This window comes from Seonamhaeicola marinus (genome assembly GCF_008085455.1).
Window position 1 is genome coordinate 975,549 of record NZ_VSDQ01000679.1, and the last position, 26,479, is coordinate 1,002,027.

Annotated in this window: 14 protein-coding genes; 6 read left to right on the forward strand and 8 right to left on the reverse strand. The window is 34.8% G+C overall.

Features of this window, described 5'->3' with window-relative positions; translation table 11 throughout:
• Positions 1-209 precede the first annotated feature (209 nt).
• A complete protein-coding gene (locus FUA24_RS15220; protein WP_148543821.1) occupies positions 210-2,831 on the forward strand; it encodes a T9SS type A sorting domain-containing protein in 2,622 nt (873 codons plus the stop codon).
• A gap of 51 nt (positions 2,832-2,882) precedes the next feature.
• On the opposite strand, the gene FUA24_RS15225 is transcribed toward FUA24_RS15220, so the two are convergent.
• The 6 genes from FUA24_RS15225 to FUA24_RS15250 all read right to left on the reverse strand — a co-directional run bounded on the left by FUA24_RS15225 (position 2,883) and on the right by FUA24_RS15250 (position 16,507).
• Positions 2,883-4,445, reverse strand: a complete 1,563-nt coding sequence (locus tag FUA24_RS15225) for a sulfatase family protein (RefSeq protein WP_148543823.1) — start codon at positions 4,443-4,445, stop codon at positions 2,883-2,885.
• Positions 4,446-4,448: 3 nt separating this feature from the next.
• Positions 4,449-6,008: a DUF4955 domain-containing protein gene (locus FUA24_RS15230; RefSeq protein ID WP_148543825.1), complete on the reverse strand. Its 1,560-nt coding sequence runs from the start codon at positions 6,006-6,008 to the stop codon at positions 4,449-4,451.
• Positions 6,009-6,010: 2 nt separating this feature from the next.
• Entirely contained in the window at positions 6,011-7,210 is a 1,200-nt protein-coding gene (locus tag FUA24_RS15235) for a glycoside hydrolase family 88 protein (protein WP_148543827.1), read from the reverse strand.
• Between the two features lie 141 nt (positions 7,211-7,351).
• Complete coding sequence (locus tag FUA24_RS15240) at positions 7,352-11,494, reverse strand: hybrid sensor histidine kinase/response regulator transcription factor (RefSeq protein WP_148543829.1); 4,143 nt, start codon at positions 11,492-11,494, stop codon at positions 7,352-7,354.
• A 139-nt stretch (positions 11,495-11,633) separates the two neighbouring features.
• Positions 11,634-13,415: a RagB/SusD family nutrient uptake outer membrane protein gene (locus FUA24_RS15245; protein ID WP_187388296.1), complete on the reverse strand. Its 1,782-nt coding sequence runs from the start codon at positions 13,413-13,415 to the stop codon at positions 11,634-11,636.
• A 20-nt stretch (positions 13,416-13,435) separates the two neighbouring features.
• Positions 13,436-16,507, reverse strand: coding sequence for a SusC/RagA family TonB-linked outer membrane protein (locus tag FUA24_RS15250; protein ID WP_148543833.1), 3,072 nt, complete (start codon positions 16,505-16,507; stop codon positions 13,436-13,438).
• A gap of 330 nt (positions 16,508-16,837) precedes the next feature.
• Between FUA24_RS15250 and FUA24_RS15255 the strand changes: the two genes are divergently transcribed.
• A complete protein-coding gene (locus FUA24_RS15255; protein WP_148543836.1) occupies positions 16,838-18,526 on the forward strand; it encodes a DUF4955 domain-containing protein in 1,689 nt (562 codons plus the stop codon).
• A gap of 36 nt (positions 18,527-18,562) precedes the next feature.
• The gene (locus FUA24_RS15260; RefSeq protein WP_148543838.1) at positions 18,563-21,028 is read left to right on the forward strand and encodes a glycosyl hydrolase family 95 catalytic domain-containing protein; all 2,466 of its coding nucleotides are present in this window, start codon (positions 18,563-18,565) and stop codon (positions 21,026-21,028) included.
• Positions 21,029-21,049: 21 nt separating this feature from the next.
• Here the strand turns inward: FUA24_RS15260 and FUA24_RS15265 are convergent, their stop codons facing one another.
• Positions 21,050-22,069: a LacI family DNA-binding transcriptional regulator gene (locus FUA24_RS15265; protein ID WP_148543840.1), complete on the reverse strand. Its 1,020-nt coding sequence runs from the start codon at positions 22,067-22,069 to the stop codon at positions 21,050-21,052.
• A 135-nt stretch (positions 22,070-22,204) separates the two neighbouring features.
• Between FUA24_RS15265 and kduI the strand changes: the two genes are divergently transcribed.
• Both kduI and FUA24_RS15275 read left to right on the forward strand, forming a co-directional pair.
• Positions 22,205-23,044, forward strand: coding sequence for a 5-dehydro-4-deoxy-D-glucuronate isomerase (gene kduI, locus FUA24_RS15270; protein WP_148543846.1), 840 nt, complete (start codon positions 22,205-22,207; stop codon positions 23,042-23,044).
• Positions 23,045-23,064: 20 nt separating this feature from the next.
• Entirely contained in the window at positions 23,065-24,231 is a 1,167-nt protein-coding gene (locus tag FUA24_RS15275; protein ID WP_148543854.1) for a DUF4861 family protein, read from the forward strand.
• On the opposite strand, the gene FUA24_RS15280 is transcribed toward FUA24_RS15275, so the two are convergent.
• A complete protein-coding gene (locus tag FUA24_RS15280) occupies positions 24,221-25,246 on the reverse strand; it encodes a LacI family DNA-binding transcriptional regulator (protein WP_148543857.1) in 1,026 nt (341 codons plus the stop codon). The two genes, FUA24_RS15275 and FUA24_RS15280, sit on opposite strands and share 11 nt — an antisense overlap.
• 213 nt (positions 25,247-25,459) lie before the next feature.
• Here FUA24_RS15280 and FUA24_RS15285 point away from each other — a divergent pair, with 213 nt between their 5' ends.
• Positions 25,460-26,470 carry a zinc-binding alcohol dehydrogenase family protein gene (locus FUA24_RS15285; protein WP_148543859.1) on the forward strand — a complete coding sequence of 337 codons (1,011 nt, stop codon included), beginning with the start codon at positions 25,460-25,462 and terminating at the stop codon, positions 26,468-26,470.
• The last annotated feature ends 9 nt before the right edge of the window (positions 26,471-26,479 follow it).

Below are 26,479 nucleotides of genomic sequence, written 5' to 3' on the forward strand. Positions count from 1 at the left end.
ATAGATATCAAAACTAGTAATATGCTTAGGTAATAATAAGCAAAATAAACTAAAGTGAATTTAACAAATTAAGCTAAAAAAAGAGTCGGTATAGGATTAAGATCGTATAGAATGACCATATGTGATACAATATCAAAGATTTGTTTTACATATGAACTTTATACAAATAGTATTCTAAAGTAACTTTGAAAATTCAAAACAACTACACTATGAAAAAAGATTTACTATTGCTTTTCTTTCTATCCTTAACAGCATTTCTTTCTGCTCAGAACACCTATTATGTTGCTACGGATGGCGATGACGCTAATGCAGGTACTATGGCAAGTCCTTTCAAGACCTTTAACAAAGTTGTGTCAGAAATGTCGGCAGGAGATACATGTGTTATTAGAGAAGGTGTTTATGAAGAAGAATTGGTTATAAACAAAAACGGGTCTGCAGGTAATTACTTAACGTTTAAGGCTGCAGATGGTGAAGTCGTAGAAGTTAGAGCCACTGCAAAATTAAGTGGTTGGCAAGTTCATAGCGGAAGTATTTATAAGGTAAGTGTGGACATGCAGGTGAAGGATGGTGATGATATGGACTCAAATGATGTCACATATAAAACTAGATATAGAGCAGTTTATCATAATAATGAATATATGGACTTGGCAAGATGGCCTAATAATACAGATAATAACAGATGGACTGTAGATTGTCATCCTGTAGAAAATGGAGATGGAAGTCACTTTGTTGTTAGCGGTATTCAAAACATAGATTGGACAGGAGGCCTAGTGTATTATTTAGGAGCACATTCTGGAGCCAGTTGGACCAGGGAGATAACTTCAAGTTCATCAACCCGAATAGATTTTACATCTGTAGATACTTCTAGATGGCCTTTTAGTACACACAATCCGCAAACATGGCGTAATTATCCAGGTAACAATAGAGGGCAATTATTCCTGTTTAATAAATTAGAGGCTTTAGATCATGCCAGAGAATGGTATTATGATGATACGGCAAAAGTGCTGTATTTCCAAACAGCAGATGGCAGCATGCCAGCTGATAATACCGTTGAATATGCTACAAGAAAGTTCGCTGCACAAATTCAAGGAGACTATATTAAAATTGAAGGGATAAACTTCTTTGGGGGTAGTGTTAAAATCCACAATAATGCTGATAATAACCAGTTACTAAATTGTAAAATCGTACATGGTAGTGAAGGTCATGATTCTTTAAAAAATACCTCTGCTCAAGTTGGCGAGGCTTCAATAGAAATCTTAGGAGATAATACATTAGTAAAAGGCTGTGCCATAAATCATAGTTCTGTAAGCGGAATACTCATAGCTGGTTGGGCTGCCGATGATTGTATATTAGAAGGTAATACAATAAGTAATACCGATTACGTAGGTATACATGCCTCTCCAATTAGAACGAGTGGAGACAATATTAAAATAGTAAAGAATACTATTTTTAATACAGGTAGAGACGGTATGTATGTGGCAGGTCAGAATTGTGAAATTGCTTATAATGATGTGTCTGCTTCTCAGAAAATAAATAGTGATTCTGGAGTGTTTTATACCGTAGGGAATGATAATTTAAAAAATAATGAAATACACCATAACTGGTTTCATGATGCAACTGCACCTTCTTATTCTCATAACCCAAGTGACCCAGGTAAAGCAGCAGGGATTTACTTAGATAATGATAGTAAAGGTTATACCGTGCATCACAATGTTGTTTGGAATGTTTCTTGGAGCGGATATCAGGTAAATTGGAATAATACGCATTTAGATTTCTTTCATAATACCATTTGGAATGCGGAACGAGCTATGGATTCTTGGGACATAAATGGTCCACAAGAGAATAATAAGGTTTATAATAGTTTTGCAAATACAGGAGATTGGTTTACGAAAACGGCCACTGATTTCGATATACAAAACAGTCCTATTTTTTCTGATTCTCCTTTTGAAGATGCCAGCACACAAAATTTTATGCCTAAATCTTCAAGTTCATTAGTAGATCAAGGACAAGTTATTACTGGCTTTAATAAATCTTTTAAGGGGACTGCTCCAGATATTGGAGCTTATGAAAGAGGAGGTACAAGATGGACTGCTGGTGTTAACGCTATTGAGGATACAGGGGAACCATTAGATTGGTCTATTTACGATACCCAGTTTAGAATTAAAGTAAATGCCGAGACTTGTCCGGATGCAGATAATGGAAAAGTAAATATCCTTGCGGATGTAGAATTAGAATACGTTGTTACTTTTAACAGTAATGATACCGAATTTACGAAAGAGACAACTATAGAAAATTTAGCTCCTGGAAACTACACCTTATGCATTGCTCTGAAGAGTGAACCTAATGAAAGTCAGTGCTATGAAGTTGAAATTAAGGAAACTGAAGGTCTTAGTGGCAAAACAATTTTAAATAAAGATAATTATACAGTAAATATTACTCAAGGAACACCACCATTTAATGTCGTTGTAAATAATGAGTTAGTGCTTCAAACTTCAGATTATTCGTTTTCTGTTCCTGTGAATCAAGGGGATATTGTTGAGGTAATATCAGATAAAGATTGTGAAGGTAAATTAATAGAGTCCATAGACTTTTATAAGAACATAACGGCTTACCCTAATCCGACAACTGGAGATTTTCAATTTGTATTACCTGTTGATGAAGGAAATATATTAATTGAAGTTTATAATATACATTCACAGATGCTATCGTCAAGAGTTTATACTATTCAATCTGGAGTAGTTAATATGACTATTGAGAACAATGAACCTGGAATTTATTTTGCTAAGATTATAACTAACCAACCCAGAATCATTAAGATTATTAAGAACTAAATAATTTGAGCATAGAATGAAAAAAAGCTGGAGGTAATCTCCAGCTTTTTTTTATAAATAAGGGATTATCTCATTATGTTTTTTCTGCTGATACCAAGGATCATTTGTTTTTTGAAGTAATCTTGCTAAATGATGTAATAAAGCTTCCGAAACTTCGGGGTTATCTTCCAGTTTAATTTTATGTTTTTGGTAAGGGTCTTCTATATTATCATAAAAGTAGGCCTCATCAATAGTCTTAACCTCATGTTTGTCCCATGGCTTTTTGCTTTCTTTTAAACAAAGGGTGTATTTTGCTGTATGAACACCGCGGGAGTTACCAAGCATTATTAAAGCAGCTTCAGGCTTTTTTACTTTTGTTTCTGATGCAAGAAGTAAGCTTGAAAAATCCGTACCTTCAATATCCGATGGAATGTCAGCACCAAGGCCTGCAAGTCCCATAACAGTAGGTAAAATATCAGGAACACTAAAAATAACATCTTCTGTACTTGCTGATATATTTTTTGGCCAATGCGCAATAAAAGGAATGGCTAATGATTCTGTTTCAAAAGTATTTTTTCCCGTTTTAGCATGGCTTCCCATCATTTCACCGTGGTCTGAACTAAAAAGGATAATGGTATTATCCAATTCTCCCATTTTTTCCAGCTCATTAATAACTTTGCCCATGTACATGTCTACACTAGTTATATTTGCAAAATAATGCCTTGCGTAGTTAGCAGTTTCTAAATCTACATTTTCCCTTACTACAAGCTTTTCATCAATTTCAGGGAATTTATCTTTATCATAATATTTGTGTAAAGTCTCCATATCTGTATTTTCATCATCCCAGGGGTTATGAGGAGGATTCATTGCCCATATCATGCAAAAAGGTTTAGAAGCATCTCTTTGTCCACGTTCATTTTTTAGATAATCAATAATCTTTTCAGCCTCATTTTTAGCCGAAAACATTTTGGGAAGGTGCAATTCGCCATCCTTTTTCCCTTCAATAGCACTTGGGTCGTTAGAATAAACTCTAGGATTAAAGTGTTCATCCTTTAAAGCTTGATAAAAATATTCAATACTATGTCTAGACTTTCCGGGAGGAATATAGGTGTCATATGCATTAATACGATGCCCTCCAGGAGCCTCTTCACTGCCTACATAATTCCCATTTTCGTCAAACAAAGGGTCGTTTCTCAACCAATGGCATTTCCCAAATAGAGAGGTGTTATAACCTGCTTTGAAAAACAGATCTGGAATTGTGCTTATATCATCTCTCAAACTTTCATTTCTTCCTTTTTTACAGTTGTTCCAAATACCATTTTGCTCTGGATATCTGCCAGAAAGCATCATACCCCTATATGGGCTACACAATGGATAGTTACTAATGGCGTTTGTAAATACAATACCATTTTTAGCAAGTTTGTCTATGGTAGGTGTAACTACAGGGTCAGCTTTTCCTTGAGCTAATTCTTTATACGGAGATTCGTGCCAAAAACCAGCACTATAACGTCTTAATTGGTCAGGGAAAATAATTAAAACGTTAGGTTTTTTAGATGCTTGTTTTACTTCAGTTTTTTTATTTTGACAGCTAAATACCGTTAGAGCTATTAGCAAGAAGTATAATGTGTTTTTCATGGTTTAGTCGTTTATATCATCTAGCCATTTAGGGAGTTTACCTAAACGCAATTTTAATTGTTCTTCAAATAAAGATTCTGGCTTTACAGGTGTACCTAAGCTTTCAAGAATTTGAACTTCATCTTCTTTAAATGTTGTTCCCGAGCCATGAAACCCTACAATTATAGGCGGAACGATACGCCACCACCAAGTTTCTGTGGCTATAAATCTAAAATTGGTTTCTGCACTATCAGTTTCTTTATAGTTCCACAATACAAGGTGTCTTCCGTGGTTTGGTAGATTAAATCTTGCACCTCCAGCGCGTCCTTGAAAGAAGCCACCCTCAACATTGTCAAATAAAGTAGTTCTTGGTTGAGAAGCGTGAGCCTCAAAACAAGTGTGGGCAGGATGTTTAGAACGCCAAATAACGGTTCCTGTGTTACTTCCTCCACCTACACCTGTGGTATGATGCATTCCTGCTTTATCGTTTATTTTGGCTAATAAAACACCCGTAGAACCTGCCGAATGCACTGCAGCATGCCCAATCTTACCATCTATAATAATATTTAAGGCAGTACATGAAGCCGAAGATGAAAAACTAAGAACTCTGTTAACATTAATGAAACTACAATTGTTAACCCAAGAGTCTACAGCTTTATTAATAGATAATATACTCCAGCCACCATCATCTTGAGCGGAACGATGGTGCACAAAGTCTTTGGTCCAGTTACCTTGAAAGGTTAAATTTTCAAAGCCTACATGATCTACATGTGCAAAACGTTTTATAACCCAATTGTGTTTGGCTTGTATATCATAATGAATTGGAGACGCTAGTGTTATGGTATTCCCTTTAACAGAGGCTACCTGGTGACGTTCATTCACTTGAACACCATCTTTTAAAATAGCTGTCCATTCTTTTGGTGGTTCAAGAGGGGCAATATCATATTCAATTAAATCTTTACAGTTGTTTTTTACTTCAATAATTAACCAATCTCCTTTTTTTATTCGCGATGCATCGCTAACAGTAATAGCAAATGTTTCACGTTTAGAATCTCCAGTAATTTTAGTGATTACTTCATCCTTTTCTTTTGTGGTTACTTTTATAGCAAACGGGCAAGTCCATAATTTTTTAGGATGGGCTGGAGGTAAATCTCTATCGAAAAATAAAATAGTGTTAGATTGGTCTTCTCCTCTAAATACAATTTTAGAAGCGTTAATAGTAATAATGCTATTGTCATCATTACCAGAATTAATATAATATTTTCCCTTAGGGAAGTACACTATGCCTTCACCATTTTTTTTAGCAGCCTCAATAGTTTTATTTATGGCATCTTTATCTGAAATAGTATCGTCTGGGATTGCTCCAAAATCTTTAACATTAAATACTTTATAGGTAACTTTTGGTAAGGGTACTTCACTGTACTTGTAACCTGAATATGAGAAGTCTGGTAGAATAGGTGTTGTACCATTCTTTTTAGCTTCTACAAAATCCTCCCAAACTGTTTTTTTAAGGTTTTTAGTTGATTTTTCTTGACAGCTTAATATCATAACGGAACATAAGCTCAGGATCCACAGTTGTTTCATAACTATTGATTTTGAGATGATTTAAACCTGCCTAAAGCCTCTAAATAGTAATAATCAGCATAGTTTAAGGGTACGTCAATTTCATTTCCATGAGGAATACTACCAACGCTATGCTTTAAAATAAAATGTTTATTCTCTCCTAATTTGGCGGTATATGCATTAGAAGCTAATGAGGTCATTATTTTGGTAATAGAAGATTTATAGTCTTCTTTAGAATACTTGTCTAATTCTAAAAGGGCAGACACGGTAATTGTTGCGGCAGACACATCTCTTGGTTCATTTGGAACTTTAGACGCATGGTAATCCCAATATGGAATACCATCTTGTGGAGTGCCTTCAAAATTTAAAATGTATTCCGCAATTTTTTCTGCTTGTTGCAAATATATTGGGTCTTTAGTAAACCGGTAACAAACGGTATACCCATATAATCCCCAGGCCTGTCCGCGTGCCCATGAACTTTCATCAGCATAACCTTGAGCTGTGTATTTACCTCTTACGTCTCCCGTTTCTGGGTCATAATCTACAACGTGAACCGAGCTATTATCTGCTCTAAAATGATTTTTTATAGTGGTATTAGCGTGAGTAATTGCGGCGTCTTTATACTTGGATTCTCCTGTGAGTTCACTTACTTTAAAAAGGAGTTCTAAGTTCATCATATTGTCTATAATTACAGGGTATTTCCAACCACGCTCTGCTTGCCACCCTCTATCAACATCCCAACTTTTAATACAGCCAACGTTTGTGTTAAATCGTGTAAGTAAAGAATCTGCAGCCGTAATCATTACCTCTTTAAAGGCTGCATTGTTTGTTAATCTATAGCCATTGCCATAAGAACAATTAAATACAAAACCTAAATCATGATTTGTCGTTAAATTTTTATGGTCTTCAAAAAGGGCTTGAAACTTTTCTGCGGCAACCTTCCATTTTTGGTCTTTGGTTTGCTCAAATAAATACCAGCAACTACCTGGATAAAAACCCTCGGTCCAATCAAAATTTGGATTCGTCCAATGCATATCACCTTCCTTATTTAAAGTTCTGGGAATTCTATTTGCAGTTTCCGCATCTTTAAGTAAAAGCGCAAGTTGTTTTTCGGCAGATTCGAATTGTTCATTAGCTGAAAAACTTTCATTTTCAGAGACATTATTTGCGCATGAAAGGGTAATGCACAGAATTATTAAAGCAAATAGTTGGTATGACTTCATTTTTATTTATTTGATTTGAATTTCAAAGATCAACGTAACACCTTTAAGTTAGGGGGTGTTTTTCATGTAATAAAGGGGGTAATCCGCTTTTAGTTGAAATTCAATAGATTAATATTTATACTTTTTATACATTAATTTGTGTTAGTTGGTGTTTACTGGTTGATTAAATGTTTTCTTTCTGTATTCTGAAGGTGTGACGTCAAAAGTCTTTTTAAAACATCGTCTAAAATATTTTAGGTCATTGAAGCCTACTTCATAGGCAATTTCTGCAACGCCCATATTAGATTTAACTAGAAGTTGACTGGCTCTTTTTAGTCGAATGGTTCTTATAAATTCTGAGATAGACTGCCCGGTTAAAGCTTTAAGTTTTCTGTAGAGTACAGATTGACTCATATGTACTTTTTCTATTAGAGTTGAAGCCATAAAAGTAGACTCAGACAAATTCTCCTCTACAATAGTCATCACTTTTTTAAGAAAAGCTTCATCGGGAGATTCTAACTCTAATTCTTTGGGTTCTAAGAGAATGTTTTTTCTGAATTTTTCAATGAGTGTTTTTCTTGAATTCAATAGATTCTTAACCTGCATTTTAAGCAAATCGGCATCAAAAGGTTTAGTAACATAAACATCAGCGCCTTTGTTAAAACCATTTCTTTGGGCTTTTGTAGATGATCTTGCTGTTAGCAATAATACGGGTATATGGCTAGTGGTTAGATTTGATTTAATGGTATTACAAAATTCAAGCCCGTCCATTTTCGGCATCATCACATCACTGATAATAAGATCTATGGTATTGGTTTGAGCAATGGAGATACCTCTTTCTCCATTTTCGGCTTCAAATACGTTGTATGCTTCACTAAAAATATCTCTAATAAACTGTCTTACCTCTTTGTTATCTTCAACATGTAATATTGAAGGAAGGTTGTTATCAATTGTAATATCTTTAATTTCATCTTCCTCATTAACCCAACCAATGTTTACTATTGATGGGTTCTGAACCACCGAAATATCTAAATCTTCGTTAGTTGTAATAAATTGTTCTTTTTTGAAATGACTTTTACCAGTAGGAAGTAGAATAGTAAACTTTGTACCGCTACCTTTTTCGCTTTCAGCTAAAACTTCCCCTTTATGCAGCAGAACTATATCTTTGGCAAGCGCTAACCCTACACCAGTTCCAGATCTTAGTTCATGATGTTGCCCTAATTGAAAATACCTGTCAAAAACATTTGGAAGATCTTCTTTTCTGATCCCTTTTCCGTTGTCTTCAATAATTATTTCTAACTCTTCGGAGTTGCTTTTAATAGCCACACCTAGAGTTATTTTTCCACCGGAAGGTGTAAACTTAAAGGCGTTAGATAGTATATTCAAAATAACTTTTTTCATTTCAATTTCATCAAACCACATCTCAAAAAAGGTTTTATCTGAAATGAAATTATAATCTATATTGCGCTCATTAGCTAATTCATCAAAAGAGAGTTTTATGTTTTCCAAGAAAGAAATGATGTCTCTTTTACCTATTGATAGCTTTAATTTTCCTGCCTCACTTTTTCTAAAATCTAGCAACTGGTTTATTAATTGCAAAAGAATATTGGCATTTCTGTACATGCCTGTTAATTGATTTTGTAAATGACCATTGCCTTCATTTTTATCAATTAAACGTTTTAAGGGGCCAATAATAAGAGTTAGAGGTGTTCTAAAATCATGAGAGATATTTGTAAAGAGTTGAAGCTTTAAACGGTTTACTTCTTCTACTTTTTCCCGGTCTTCTCTTTCTTGCTTTAACTCTCTTTTATCTTTAACTCTTAATAAATAATAACGCCTAATAGTTAAGGTTATAGTAGATAATATTATGATATAACCTAAATAAGCCCACCAAGTTTTCCAATAGGGTGTTTTTATGTTAATGTATACTTTTTTAGGTAATTCACTCCACACACCATAGCCGTTTGAAGCCTTAACCAAAAACTCATAGTCACCTGGGTTTAAATTGGTATATGTTGCTGTTTTTTGGTTGCCTACATAGTTCCAATCAGAATCAAACCCCTCAAGTTTATAAGAATACTGATGTTTTTTAGGATGTGCAAAGCCAAGTGCAACAAAGTCAAAACTAAAGTCGTTCTGGTTGTGTGCAAGATTAATGGTATTTAAGGCATCTACTCTTTTAAGAAAAGGTTTGTTACGCACTTTAAATGCAGTTATTTCAATTGGAGGGATGTAACTATTTTTCTCAATAATATGGTCTGGATTAATTATTGTAAACCCAGAAGTTCCTCCAAACACAAGGTTGCCCTTTTTTGTTTTTAAGTAGGCTCCGTAATTAAACTCGTTACCTTGTAGACCATCTGATTCATCAAAGTTTTTAACTTCTTTTGTGGATGTGTTAATTCTGCTAATCCCTTTATTTGTGCTTATCCAAATGTTATTTTTATCATCGGATAAGATACCGTAAATAACCTCATTTGGTAACCCATCTTTTATACCATAGCTTGTGCTAGAGCCAGTTGTTAAATCATAGTTGTATAAACCATCGCCTTCAGTGCCAATCCAGAGGGTGTGCTCATCTGTTTCCAATAAACTAATAACCTTATTAACTGTAAATGGAAGATTTTCCGGCGTTTTTTTAAAATTTATCTTTCTTAATTGGCGTTCATTGATATTGATTTTGGCAAGTCCGTTTTGCCCACCAACATAAATGTAACTTTTATTGTTAGATTTAGTGATAACCGAAATAGAATTGCCTCCCAATATTTCATTAGGGTCTTTTATTTTAGAGAGCTTTTTTAATGCAACATCAAAGAAACTTAAACCGCCTTTATTTGTTCCAATCCATATATTATGATTATCATCCTCTAACAAAGAGGTAATCTTATTATCGTAAATGTTATTTAGACTTTTAAAGTAAGTAAACCTATTTACGTTATTTTTTAATTTAAATAGACTTAAACCTTCTCCGTGAGTTCCAATCCACAAGTTGCCTTCATGATTAAGCGCAATGGTTTTAATATTGTTGGTGTTAAGACTTTTTGGGTTGTTGGAATTTTGTTTGAAGAATTTGAAAGTTTGTTCTTGAGCATCATAGAAGTTTAATCCACCACCTTCTGTACCAATCCATAGGTTTTCATTAGCATCTTCAACAATAGAGCTTACTACTTTATAGTTTAAATGTTTAGAGCTAGAACCTACTGTGAAAGTTCGGAAATTATTAGAGTTTCTGTCTATGTAATTAACGCCTCCAGCCCATGTGCCCGCCCATAAATCTCCCCGAGCATCTTCTATTATACTGTATACTGAATTCTGACTTAAACTCTGCGGGTCATTAACGTTATGTTCATATTTGCGTATAGATTTGCGTTCTAAATTTAGTTCATGAAGTCCTTCATAGCTTCCAATCCAAAACAAATTGTCTTTATCTTGATAAATACTTCTTACGGGACTTTTTATGGCTTTTTTAGAATTAAGTGTATAGTCTTCAAAAGCCTTTGTAATCTTATTAAAAAATGCTAATCCGCCATTATAACCCAACCAAATATTGTTTTCATGATCTTTATATAATTCTGTGGTAAAGTTTTTAGTAATGTTTGGACTAAAATTATTGGGGTAAGTATAGGTTTTAAGTGTATTTGCTTTAATGTCGAACACCTGAATATTTTCTGAGTTACATATCCATAAGGTGCTGTTTTCGCCTTGTATAATGGATGTTACATCATTAGAACCAAGCTGGCCTTTTAAGTAAGTGCTAATATTAAAAAGCTCGCCAGTTTTAGGGTTTATTTTGTCAAGCCCATTACTAGAAGCTATCCATAAAGCAGTAGAATCTATAGGTACTATATCTCTAATACTCTTAGTGTAGTATTTATTGGCTTTATTTGAGATTTTAAGCCTAACAAAGTTGTCTTCATTAGGATTATATAAATTTAGACCGCTTTCTGTTCCAATCCATAGTTGCCCTTTGGTATCAACTTTTAAAGCGGTAATCCTATTATGACTTAGACTTTTTTCATTGTTAGAATTATAGTTATAGACTTGAAATTCTGAACCATTAAACTTGTTTAGCCCATACCTAGTACCGAACCACAAAAAGCCTTGATTGTCTTGGGCTATTGTAACCACAGATCTTTGAGAAAGTCCATCTTTTGTACCAATATTTTTAAAGTTTAGGCTGGTTGTAAATGATGTTTTATTTTGACAAAAAGAGAACGTTTGCCATAAGATGAAATGACACAATAAAAGAAGCCTCAAAAAAGAAACCACTGAGTTTTTAATAGAAATGTTATCTGTTACCGTCACCTTAACCTTATTATTTTTACAATTTAAGACATAAAATAATAATCCCCAATCAACTATGCCCAGATTGGGGATTATTTAAATTAACTAAAACTAACTAAAACAATTACTCCTAAGCAAATGTTTTACTTTTAAATATGATTTAATATCCCGGGTTTTGATCTAATTCTGGGTTTCTATCTATTGCTCGTTGCGGAACAGGCATTAAGTACATACGGTCGTTCCAGACATGCGTTCTTCTAAAATTTGTGTATGGCTGTTGTTGTAAGTTTTCCCCAGGAGCTAAAACATCATTAATAGTGCTAGGTGTAACATAACGTATAGAACCATCAGCCTGTCTTAGGGGATAAGAACAAGACATATGTCCTCCATCTAAAGGATTACCAGGATTAGCAGGTACAGTGCCGTTTAGTACTTCTGCACCTTTTCTCCAACGTCTAAGATCCCAAAAGCGATGCCCCTCAAAAGCTAGTTCAACTTTACGTTCTTGCTCTATTCTTCCAAACATGCCATTTTTATCTAAACCAGGATAATTAACCTCCAGACTAGGCATATTTGAACGGTGTCTTACAGCATTAATGGCGTCATAAACAGATTGATCTGGACCGACAGCTTCATTTTGCGCTTCGGCATAGTTTAAATATACTTCGCCTAAACGAAGCACAATCCAACTCTGTGATGATAGACCAAAATCTACAGCCGCGAGGTCTGGATCCATAAATTTGCGTAAATAGTATCCTGTAACAGTAGCTAAACCTTGTGCGTGAGGTGCATCTGTGTTTGGTACAGGTTTCCAGGTATTGTCAGATGTGTCTAAGTTCCATGCAAAATCATAAGTACGACCAAAAAATGTAGATCCATGGTGTAATATAGATTGTTCTAATCTAGGGTCTCTATTTACAAAAGGATTATGTGGGTCATGACCATTGGCTACTGTTGCAGGAAGACCATTTGTTAATTCGTAAGAAGCAACTAAGTCTTCTGTAGGATTATGTTGTCCACCCCAAGATCCACGATTACTAGGTGGGCGAGAGAAATTATCTATAGTTCCTCCTTTGTTCACACCATCAAATAATATTTCAAATAGAACTTCTTTATTATTTCCTTTTGAAATAAATAAAGCTTCATAATCTGATGCTAATTCACGGTCACTTGTTCCACCATTTACAGCATCAATTACTTTTTTAGACATTGCCGCAGATTCAGCATATCTTTCTGCATGCAATAATACACGTCCGTGGAATCCCCAAACAGCTTCTCTACAAACACGACCCCACTCCGAACCTGAAGCATTCATATCTTGAGCTAGGGGGATTAGTTCTGCAATTGCAGTAAACTCAGAATCAACAAAGTCATATAGTTCATTAGCAGGTGTTCTAGCCTTAAATAATGCTTCAGAATCTGTAATATCTGGCACTTCTGTAAATAAAGGTGCTGCGCCGTATCTACGAGCTAAATCAAAGTGGTAAAAAGCACGGAGAAAACGAGCCTCTGCTATAATTAACTGCATTTCTGGATCTTCAGATAAAGATGATTGTGATATACCTTCGATTAAAGTATTACATTGAAAAATAGCTGTGTAATTTTCTTCCCAATTACCAAATTCATAATCTTGATTTGGGTTTGGTCCAGAATTCACAAATCTCCATCCTTCAACCCATCCACTTTTATTAACCATTATATCTGTAGTACAATCAAGCATGGTACGTCTTCCGTACCCACGAGCTTTATGTCCTGTTGAGTCCCAGCCCCAGCCATTTGGCATGTAGCTGTAAATATCATATAACAATGCTTTTGCATACCCTGCATTTTCAAATACAGCAGCACTTGATATTTTATTAAGCGGTTGTTTTTCAAGGTATTCTTCAGAGCAGCCAACGATCAGAAGTCCTGCTAACGCTAAAAAGATTTTTATTTTTTTCATCATCATTTCAATTTTTTAAGTTAAAAGGTTACGTTTACAGAAAAACTTACAGTTCTCATTTGCATATAGTACCAAGGGTGTGTACCTATATCTGCTGCTTCTGGATCCCAAAAATCTATATTAGATATTGATAAAAGGTTATTTCCTGAAACTGCCAAACGTAAGGAGTCAACACCTAACTTTTGTAGAACAGGAAGTTGAGATGGAATGTTATAAGCAAATTCTGCATTTCTAAGTTTTATAAACCATCCATCCGTTAACCAATAATCAGAATTTGGATCATTGTTACTAGAGGTGCCTTGGTAAAGTCTTGGTAGCCATCCATTAGGGTTGTCAACTGTCCAAGCATCTGTAAAGGCTGCCGGTCCATTACTATTGTTTACAAAAGGGGCTGGTTTATACCTGTGAGTAAAACGTGAGGCACCTTGGAAATCTGCAGATAATTCAAAACCTTTATATGAGAAGTACGTATTCAAACCAAATACTATTTCTGGTATACCACCTCGACCAATGAACGTACGATCGTCTCCATCTATTTTACCATCTGGAACACCATCTGGTCCAGAGATATCTTTATATTTAATATCTCCAGATTGGTAATCACCAAAGAAAGATTGGTCAGGAGAATTTGCAACATCATCGGCATCTTTAAAAAGGCCTAAGGAAATGTAGCCATAGCGAGAATCGAATGGACGACCAGTTTGTCTTAAACCATCAGGTACATTGGCTGCTTCAGACATTTCAATAATTTCACTTGTTGCATAAGTAAAGGTTCCTTGAAGGTTCATGTTTACATTACCTATGTTTGTCTTATAACGTAATGAAGCTTCTAGACCTCTGTTTTCCACAATACCAACGTTTGAAGGAGCAAGACTTGCTCCAAGTTCATCAGGAATATCTCTTCTTGCAATTAATAGATCTTCTGTACGTTTCTTAAATATTTCCAAATCACCAGTTATTTTGTTGTTAAATAATCCGTAGTCTAAACCGAAATTGTAGATTTTAGCTTTTTCCCAAGTAACAAGTGGATTTGGAATTACGTCTGGAGAAATTGCTTGTTGAAAGCCGTTGGCAGTAACAGTTCCTGCTGGGTTGTTACGTGTTTCACTAAACTCAAACAAGGAAAGGTATTGGTATGGTGTAATACGGTCGTTACCATAAACACCCCATCCAAATCTTAGCTTTAGGTTAGATAACCAATCGGTTCCTTGCATGAAATCTTCATTAGAAATTCTCCATGCAGCAGATAGAGCAGGAAACCATCCTCCAGCATTGTCTTTAGGGAAGTTAAAAGACTTGTCGTAACGCGTATTTAATTGTAGTAAATATTTGTCCTTATAGTTATAATTGACACGTAGCGCATATCCTAAACGGGCGTTTTCATTAGCAGATCCATCGTTTCCAATTCTAGCCGTTGAACCAGCAAAAATCTGATCAATAGATTCTGATAAGAAACCGTCGCGGAATACTTGAATCCACTCATTGAAGAAATCAGAATGTTCAAAAACAAATAGTCCTCCAAAAGAATGATCGCCTAATGATTTTTGGTAGTTTAAAGTAAACTGCCCCGTTTTTCTTGTTCTTTCAGTCATACGCTGTAAAAGCTCAATTGTTGGGATTGATTCTTTTCTATCTGCAATTGGATCACTTCCTGTGTAAAACACATAAGGTGTTTCGAATTGCTTACGTTTTAGAACGTCTCTATCAAAAGAATAGGCGTATTTTGCCGTTAGTCCTTCTATAAAAGGAACCTTATAAGATAAACTAACTGTGCTTTGAAAACTTGAGTTCGTATTCCTATTGTACCCTGAATTGTTCATTGCTCCAATAGGAGATTGGTTTAATCCATTCCAACCTAGTTCGCGTTGGCCATTAATGTCAATATATGGTTCAAAAGTTGGGAAACTTTGGTTAATCAAACCAAAATTTTCTTGGGCAGATTCATTTCTTTCATCTATTCTTCCAGCTAGATTTAATGATAAACTTAGGTTTTTAGTAATATCTCCATCAATATTAGCTCTAAAGTTATAACGCTTATATGAAGATGCATCATATAATCCATCCTGATCAAGGTATTCTAAAGAAGTTAAATACCTAATGTTTTTGTTACCATTGGATATAGTAATATTATGAGATTGTATAGGAGCTGATTCATCCATTGCTTCTGCCCACCAGTCTGTATTAGCCCCAGTACCATCTCTAAATGCAGCTAATTGTTCGTCTGTGAATTCAGGAACATATGTACCTCCAGAACGTTCAGCAAGATTAAAAATCGCTTCGTTCAAATGAGTAGCGTATTCATAAGAGTTCATTCTTCTTGGTAAGAATAAAGGGTCTTGCACCCCAAAACTTCCTGTATAGCTAATTTCAGCTTTACCTTCTGTAGCACGTTTAGTAGTAATTAGAATTACACCATTTGCACCTTGAACTCCATAAATTGCAGCTGATGCAGCATCCTTCAATACTGTAACACTTGCAATATCGTTAGGGTTAATTCTGCTCATTCCACGCTGAACACCATCAACCAAGATTAATGGGGAGTTGTTCCCATCGTTAAATGTACTTTTACCACGAATAAAGAAGTCAATATCTTCAGAACCAGGACTACCAGATCTAGACATTGCCGTTACCCCAGTAACTTTACCCGCTAAGCTTGCATTTAAATTTGGTGTGGCAGCTTTAGTAAATGAACCTCCCTTAATTGTGGAAACTGAACCTGTTAAGTCTGCTTTTCTCTGAGTACCATAACCTACAACAACAACCTCGTCTAAAGACTCGGTGTCTTCTTCAAGAATGATGTTAACCGTTGTTTGACTTCCAACAGTCACTTCCTTCGTTTTATAGCCTAAGAAGCTAACTACTAAAATATCTGAGTTAGTTACATTGTTTAAGCTGTAATTCCCGTCAAAATCTGTTTGAGTTCCATTACTGGTACTCTTAACTATTACATTGGCCCCCGGTAGAGGGCCGCTTTTGTCAGAAACAGTTCCGTTTATGGTGTTCTGACCAATTGCAGTCATACTAATAAAGAAGGCAATAAAGTAAAATAAGAGATGCCTAGTTACTAGTGCGTTTAGTTTGGTTTTTTTCATAAAAATAATTAGTTATTGTTGATTCTTCAAAGAACTTTAACAAACAACTAAAAGTGAGGTAAAATGAATTTTAAAACAGGGGGTAAATCATTCTTAGATGAAGAATTTTTAAATTCTAACCCTTAAGTTAACCCATGTTTTTTGGGCTACTATAATATGAGATGATAGATTTTAAAGTGGATACTTGAGTGGATATATTCAATTTCATACTACGAATAATGCCCAAAATTTTTAAGTTGAATTAAATGTACCTCAAACCATCCTAAAAAATACCCCAACAATACTTTAAATAGTTAGATCTTGCGTAAGTAGTAATTGAGCTTTAAAAATATGAAAGGTAATAAGTTTAAAGATTTATGGACTTTAATACTCCTCTGTGGTAGTATATCTATGTCATTATTTGCCCAAAAAGAGGCAAAAGTTTGGAAGACCTTTAAAAAGGACTCAAAAAGAGGTGTTAAGTCCGTTTTAGTAGACTACTCTAGAGCAGGTTACGCCTTCGGAGAAAAGGAAATACCTGATGTTGCTCAATTAAATTATCCCTATTTCAATATTATAGATTTTGGGGCCATACCTAATGATACTATTGCTGATGATGAAGCTATTCATGCTGCCATTCGTGCTGCCGAAGAGGCAAAAAGAGGTGTTGTTTTTTTGCCTAAGGGTAGGTATGTGGTTTGTAAAGGAGTTCGGTATAAAGGTTTTGAGGTTAATCACTCTAACATTGTAATTAAAGGAGAAGGAGCTGGTCCTGGTGGTACCGAAATTTTTATGCAAGATTATATGCGCCATGATAAAGCAGTGTTTAAGTGGATTGGTCCGCATATGTTTACCTTCAGACCAGAAGGATTAGATTATGATGCTTTTTGTTCAACCAATACCGCTTCAAGACCTTATAAGATAACCAGCCCAATAACAAAGTTTTCTTCGGAAGGAAGCTATGAAATTGAGGTTAAAGATGCTTCTCAGTTTGTGGGGCTTACTCATATTGTTTTGGTAATGCCTTATAATAAAGAATGTGTAAAAGATTTTCTTGGGGATGTTCCAACACGTCCACAATGGGAACGCATTAATAACAAAGGAATTACAGCCAATGAGATTCATAAGATAAAAGCAATTAAAGGAAATACCATTGTTTTTGAACACCCTTTATTAACAGATGTTAAACCTAAATTCGGGTGGTACGTGGCGCCGCATGAGGTAATTTCAGAATGTGGTTTTGAGGATATTCATCTTATTGGGAATTTTCAAGAGAAATTTGTGCATCACAAAAATAAAATACATGACAGTGGTTGGAAAGGTGTTAATATGGCGCACGTCTCTAATGGTTGGATTCGTAGATGCGTTTTTACCAATGTTAATTACGCCGCTAGGGTTACAGGTAGTATATCGAGTTCGGTGGTAATGAACATTATTGATGGTAAACAAGGTCATGGTTCTGTTGAAATGACATTTGGAACTAGAAACTTTACTGGTTTATGGCTAGATAAGACAGATTATGGTCAATGGCATGGTATTGATGCCTCACATATGGCCGCAGGTAATGTGGCATGGAGAATATTTGCTCCTCAAGGTAGAGGTTTCGATTTGCACTCTGGATATACTAGGGCTACCCTATACGATTGCTATGAAGGATATAATATGACAGGTAATGGAGGAAACTATAAAGTTGAGCCTCATCATATGAAAGGCTTTACGCTTTGGAATTTCAAACAAACAGGACCTGCGGTAAAGGGTTACGATTATTGGTCAATGAAGCCTAAAAAAGAAAATGTAAATAGTAAATACTGGGGATTTGCTGTAGCCAAACCAGTAGTGGTTGGTTTTCATGGTTCTGAAACCACATTTGTTGCATCTAGTATTGGATATAAAGAAAGTTTAGGTAAGAAAGTAGTTCCTGAGTCGCTTTATGAAGCTCAACTGGAATACAGGCTAGGAAAAAGACCTTTATGGCTAGATAACATTCTAAAAGAATGGAAAGATTGGAGACGTGTAGTTTTATCAGAATATGTAAATTAACGCTTTAAATAGTCGTTCAAAACCGAATATACACCAATGAAAAAGATATTCTTAACCATCATCATAGCTTGTATTATCTCATGCCAAAGTAACAAGGAGGTAGAAGATCGTTTAGTGCTTAGCAATTTTTCAGATTCAGCTGCAAGTAATTGGCGAGATGCTTTAATAAGTGGAAACGGAGAAATGGGGATTATGGTCTATGGTAATCCAAGTGAGGAGAAGATTATTTTTAACCATGAGCTTCTTTATGAATATATAGGAACAGAAACTATAGAACCGCCTTTTGTTGGTGATATTATGCCAGAGGTAAAACAACTCATTAAAAACTCACAGTACCAAGAAGCCAAAACAAAAATATTAGAATTAGCCAAGACTAGAGGATATCAAGATATTTTATGGACTGATCCTTATCACCCTGCCTGTGTTTTGAATTTTAATCAAGACTTTAAAGGAGCAGTTTTAGATTATCAAAGACTTTTGAATTATGAAAATGGAGAGGTTACAGTAAATTGGTTGGCAGATAATGTTGATTACACGAGAACATCATTTGTCTCTAGACCAGACAAGGTTATTGCCACTAAAATTATAAGTAGTAAAGCAAGTACTATTAATGTGTCTTTTGACCTTACACATCAGTTTGATACTGAACAATCCGCACAAGCAAAAGAGTCTGGTATAGAACAAAATGTAAAAATGCTATTTCCGGATAGATTAGATGAACTCAATAATCCCCTTGTAGAAAAGCCCGAAATTAGTTTAGATAAGAATTGGATAACCTTTAGGAGTAAGTATCAGTTAGTAGATAGAGGTTATGAGGTAATTGTAAAGATTAAAAATGTAGGAGGAACATTAACCAATGCTAAAGGTATTATTAGTGTTGAAAATGCAGATAGTGTAGAAGTGTTGGCTAAGGTTATTCCTATTGAGCCATATTCCAAATCTGAACTTTTAGATGCTAAGGCAGCTATCGAAAACTTACCATCCTATGACGTGCTTTTAAGTAGACATTCTAACGTTCATGGAGAAATGTTTAATAGGGTTTCTTTACATCTTGATAAAACAGGTTTTTTAGATGGTTCTAATGAAACACTAATTGCTAGTCAGAAGACGGATGAAGAAATTAATCCTTACCTATTAGAAAAAGTATTCAATATGGGAATTTATGGATTAATTTCTAGTAGTGGTGAAAATCCACCAAACCTCATGGGAATATGGAATGGGAGTTGGAGACCCAGATGGTCCGGAGACTTTACTTTAGATGCTAACATAAATTTACAGATTGCTGCAGCTAATCTTGCAAATCAAAAAGAGGCTATAGATAGTTACATGACTTTATTAGAACGTATTGCTCCAGATTGGGAGGTTAATGCAAAGCATCTCTTTGGCTGTAGAGGGTATGTGTCTGGTACAAGAACATCGGGTAGACGTAATTTTCATACGCATTTTGGGCAATGGCCAGGGAATTATTGGACCGCAGGAGTAGAATGGTTGCTATTACCGTGTTATGAGTATTATCAATGCACCGGAGATAAAGAGTTTATGTTAAACAGGCTTTATCCCATGATGAAGAAAACAGCACTTTTTTATGAAGACTTTTTAGATACCTATGATGATGATGGTACATACTTAATTGGTCCTTCGTATTCTCCAGAAAACAAGGCCATTTTACCAAATGGAGATCGTTTAGGAGCAGTGGCTAATGCCACTATGGATATTGCAGTAATTAGAGAATTATTAACCAATCTCATTACTTTGAATAAAGAATTAGATTTAAGAGATGAAAAGGTGGGACTTTGGAAAAATATATTGGAAAAATTACCATCCTATTTAATCAATGAAGACGGCGCTTTAAAAGAATGGGCAAGAAAAGATCTAGGAGAAAACTACAATCACAGACATATTTCACATTTGTATCCTGTTTGGCCAGGACTTGAAATTTCCCCTGAAAATAAAGCGCTTTTTGATGCTTCTAATGTTGCAATTGAAAAACGAGGAAGAGGAAATGGTAGTGCCCATGGTTTAGCACATACAGCCCTAATTGCTACCCGATTAAAGAAAGCCGATTTGGTCTATGGCAATTTATTATTCCTAATGAAAAATGACTATCTCTATAATAGTTTGGTAACATCTCATAATCCTGGAATCATTTATAATACAGACGCATTACATTCTATTCCCGCGGTAATTTTAGAGATGTTAGTGTTCTCAAAACCTGGGGTTATAGAGTTTTTGCCAGCACTGTCAGAAAAACTTCAAAAAGGAAGTGTTTCTGGGGTATTATGCAGAACTCAAGCTAAACTGGAACACTTGGAGTGGGATATGACTGGTAAAACAATGATGGCCAAAGTATCTAGCGGGAAAAAGCAAGATATTAAGTTTCAATTGCGTAAACCAATTTTAGAAGTAAAAGTAAATGGAGAAGTCGTTAATGTAGATGGAGATACATTTAAAGTGACTTTTAATGTTGCTGAGGTAAAGGATATTATAATTAAATGGAAGTAGGCAGATTGATGTTAGAATCACTTAAGATTTAAATTTAGAAGAGTTTCTAACAATCAACTCTATATCAAGTACCTTTAGTTCTTTTTCTGTAGTCTTCTTTTCAATTTTATCAATAAGAAGCGTTGATGCCATTTTGCCCATTTCAAAGTCGGGTTGATTTATGGTTGTTAAAGCAGGTTCAATAACAGATGAAATAGGATCATTATTAAAACCAACAACCGCAATATCTTTTGGAATACTAATGCCTTGACTTTTCAAATATTGAATTGCCGCTATAGCAGCAGTATCATTTGAAGAATAAATACCATCAACATTCCCCATTTCTAATATTTTTTTTGCAAAATGAACACCATCGTTTTCAGATAGTTTAGATTCTAAACAATAAGCCTCCTTAAACTCTAATCCGTGTTTTAATAAGGCATCTATATAACCTTGTTTTCTGTTTTTATATAAATCGTTAATCTGCGGGCCTGAGAAATGAACAATGTTCCTACAGCCATTTTGTATTAAATGTTCTGTGGCAATAAAACTAGCTTTATAATCATCTACACTAATACTAGAGCAGTTTTCAAAATTGCAGGGTCTATCATAAAATACAATAGAACCGCCGAGTTTTAAATAAGGTCTTAAATGCTCATAAGTATCGGTTTGCATGGAAATAGAAATCAAAATGCCATCAACCCTATTAGAAAGTAAGGTTTCAACAAGTTGTCTTTCTCTTTCAAAATCTTCAAAAGATTGACAAATAATTACGTTGTAGCCAGCTTTTTGGGCAGTTTCTTCAATACCAGAGATAACACTAGAAAAGAAGTTACGAGAAATTCTAGGTACAATAACACCTATGGTGTTGGTTTTATTAGTCCTTAAATTAGAAGCTAGAATATTACGCTGATACCCTAATTCATTGGCTTTGTCAAGAATTTTACGTTTGGTTTTCGAGGAAACACGAGGGCTGTTATTAAGAGCTCTGGACACTGTAGAACTATCAATATTCAATGCCCTTGCAATATCATGTATTGTAACCTGATCGCCGTTTTTCATTCTTGTAAAAGCCTATTTTTTAAAGGCCAGCTAATATATGTAATCGAAGTTCAATATAATAAATATTTTAAAATACAATCGATTGTATTTTAAAATAAATTACTAATTTTACAATTATAAAATTTACAGATTAAAATGATACAAAATAGCGAAGTACGATACGCAGCTTCTCCAAGAGAAGTAAAACAAATGGACACGCAAGAGCTTAGAGATGAGTTTTTAATTGAAAAAGTAATGACCTTAAACGAAATTAAATGGGTGTATTCTCATTATGATAGGTTTATGGTGGCAGGCGTGGTTCCAGAAAAAAATGTACCTCTTGAAACGGTAGATGAATTAAAATCAGACTTTTTTTTAGAAAGACGAGAGCTAGGTATCATTAATATAGGAGGAAAGGGAATTGTTACTGTAGATGGAACGGTTTATGAATTAGACCATAAAGAAGCTCTTTACTTAGGACAAGGAAATAAAGACGTGGTTTTTTCTAGTGCTTCTTCTAATGCACCTGCTAAGTTTTACTTAAATTCAACACCTGCACATAAGGCATTCCCAAACAAAAAAATAGGCATTGAAGACGTTGAAGTGGTTGAATTAGGGGCAGAAGAAACTGCTAATGCCCGCACATTAAGAAAATACATTGTTAACAGCGTTGTAGATGTTTGCCAGTTACAAATGGGAATGACTTCTTTGAAAACAGGAAATGTATGGAATACTATGCCTGCACATGTTCATGACAGACGCATGGAGGTATATTTTTATATTGATGTGCCAGAAGATCAATCGGTTTGTCATTTTATGGGGCAACCTCATGAGACAAGACATATTTGGATGCAAAATGAGCAAGCGGTAATATCGCCACCTTGGTCAATTCATTCAGGTTCAGGTACAAGTAATTATACTTTCATTTGGGGAATGGCGGGTGAAAATTTAGACTACTCAGACATGGACACTGCAAAAATTACAGATTTAAAATAATTATTAATAAAACAAAAGAGATGAAAGTTCTAAGGTCATTATTTATTGTATCATTATTCACTACGGTGTTTGCTTGTAAAGAGGAAGCACTTACATTTCAAGTTAAAAACACACTTGATTTAGATAGAACCTACGAGACCGTAGAACTTTCAAAATCTTTTTTAAACGTTGATGCACTTGAGGGTTTGGCTATTCTAGATGTAAAAACTAATGAGATCCTTACATCTCAATTAGTAGATAACAATGGAGATGGTGTTAATGACCTTTTGCTATTTCAGCCATCTGTAAAGGCTAATTCTACCAAAGCTTTTAAAGTGATTAATTCGGTAGTTTCGGATAGTGTTAAAGTTACCTGCTATTCAAGATTTGTTCCAGAGAGAACCGATGATTATGCTTGGGAAAATGATAAAGTTGCTTTCAGAATTTTTGGGCCGAATGCGCAATACAGATTTGAAAACAAATTAAAGGAAGGTACACTTTCAAGCGGTGTTGATGCATGGTTAAAGAAAGTAGATTATTCTATAATCAATAAATGGTATAAAAAGTACACAGAGAAAACAGGAACGTATCATGAAGATACAGGTGAAGGTTTGGATAATTTCCATGTTGGAAAAAGTAGAGGTGTTGGAGGTTTAGCATATAAGCAAGATTCAACATATTATATTTCTAAAAACTTTATTTCACATAAAACCATTACCACTGGTCCTATTAGAACAAGTTTCTCAGTGGAATATGACCTGTGGGGACCAGAAGGCCAACCCATTAAGGAGTCTAGAGTTATTAGCCTAGATTATGGGAATAATTTATCTAAATTTCAAGTGAATTTAACGGGCGTAGATACGATCTCTAGCGGACTTACATTACATGAAAAAGATGGTGTTGTAACATCTCATAAAGACGAGACTTGGTTAAACTATTGGCAACCTCATGCAGATGCTGAATTAGGAACCGCTCTTGTAACTTCTCCTTTGTATTACGCTGGAAACGAGAAATACGAAACAGAAGAAAAAGATTTAAGTAATGCTTTTATGCATTTAAAAGTTGTTAATAATGAGGTTGTGTATTATTCTGGATTTACCTGGAGTAAAAGCAATCAGTTTAAGACTCAATTAGAATGGGAGCAATATTTACGAGATTTTGCAAAGAAACTTACTGCACCTTTAGAAGTTACTTTAGTTAAGAATTAGTTTTATTAGACGAGTCTCTAATAATCAATTCTGTGTTTAATGTAATTTTGTTTAAAGAAACATCTTCAGAAGAATTCTCAAGGCGATTCAAAAAGGTTTCAGCTGCAAGTTTTCCCATTTCCTCACTATGCTGATTTACAGTGGATATTGAAGGAGAAACAAAAGAAGTAAAAGGTTCATTACTAAAACCTATTAATGCAATTTCTTCTGGGACTTTAATATTGTTTTCCTGAAGTACCTGTAAAGCGCCTAGTGCTGCATAGTCTCCAGAAGCATAAACAGCATCTGGTCTTTCATTCAATTCAAGTAATTCCTGCATAATGCGTCTTCCGTCTTCTAATCTTAAAGTGCTTTCAACAATAAGTTCATCTTCAATAGGTAGGTTGTACTTTTCTAAAGCATCTCTATATCCAATTTCACGCTCCTTATAAATTCTAATATTGCTAGAACCTGCAATATGAGCTATACGTTCACAACCTTGATTAACTAAATGTTCAACAACCTTATGGCTACTGTTGTAATCGTCAATACAGATGTAGTCAACATTTAAGTCATTTTCACCTCTATCAAAAAGCACTAAAGGCGTACCTTTTTCTTTAATTTTTTCATAAAACTTTAGATTGGTCGTTTCATTAGCCATTGAAGCAATAATACCATCAACTTGGGCACTTAAAAGGGCATCTATACAATCACATTCCTTTTTATGAGACTCATTAGATTGAGAAATAATAACGTTGTACCCTTTTTCGTTTAAAACGCCTTCAATGTTTTCAACAACAGAAGAGAAGAAATTACTATTATTCCTCGGAATAATGACTCCAACAAGATTGCTTTTGCCTTTTCTCAATGCTGTAGCTAAATGGTTAGGTTGGTAATTCAACTTTTTAGCCATTTTTTTAACATCTGCTTTAGTCTTATCGCTTATCCTAGGGTGATCGTTTAAGGCTTTTGAGACTCCAGAAGGTGTTAGCCCTAAGGCTTCAGCAATATCTTTTATGGTTGTTTTTTTCTTGATGTTGAAATATTTTTATACTTTTGTTCAAACGTTTGAACAAAAGTAAGAACTTTTTCAAATAATTCAAAATACAAAATTCTTTATAAAGCTTTGTTTTATAAGGGGTCATGGGTGTTTTGGATATTTTTTGTAAAAATTGTTCAAACGATTGAACATGTGTAGAAAAGTAGAGTGATATTATCCCATTCTAAATAACAAAATAACTAAAGGCAGATGAAATATATTGTTTGTGAAAAACCAGGTGAATTTCAATTAAAGGAAAAAGAAGCTCCAGTTAGAAAAGAAGGAGAGGCTTTGTTAAAGATTAAGAAAGTAGGTATTTGTGGAACAGATTTACACGCTTATGCGGGAAACCAAGCATTTTTTACTTATCCTAGAATTTTGGGGCATGAATTGGCATCTGAGGTTTTAGAGATTGATGAAAATGAAAGAGGTATAAAAGCAGGGGATAAAGTGGTAGTAATGCCATACGTAAGCTGTGGAAAATGCATTGCTTGCAGAAACGGAAAAACTAACTGTTGCGAAAATATTACGGTTTTAGGTGTTCATGGAGACGGAGGCATGCAAGAGCAGATTACAGTTCCTGCAGATATATTATTGCCAGCAAATAATTTAAGTGATGACGAAATGGCTATTGTAGAGCCATTAGCTATTGGAGCACATTCAATAAGAAGAGCAGATATACAACCAGGCGAGACAGTTGCCGTTGTGGGTTGCGGACCTATAGGAATAGGAATTATGAAGCTAGCTCAAATAGCAGGAGCAAAAGTTATTGCTATAGATATGAATGAACAACGTTTAGAATACGCCAAAGAAAAAATAGGAGTAGACTATATTGTTAAAGCAGGAGAAGAGGCCGTTAAAGCTGTTGAAGAAATTACAAATGGCGATTTATGTACGGCCGTTTTTGATGCGTCTGGTAACAAGTATGCTTTAGAGTCTTGTCCTGATTATATGGCTCACGGAGGCCGATTCGTACTGGTAGGTTTATCAAAAGGAGAGTTAACCTATACACACCCAAAAATTCACGCCAAAGAAATGACCTTAATGTGCAGTAGAAATGCTACTACTGAAGATTTTGAGCATGTTATTAATGTATTAGACCAATTTCCAACCGAATCTTTTATAACCCACAATGTACCATTTACAGAGATGATAGAAAACTTTGATAGCTGGTTAAAGCCAGAAACAGGTGTTATGAAAGCTACTGTAAATTTTAATTAAAGAAAGAAA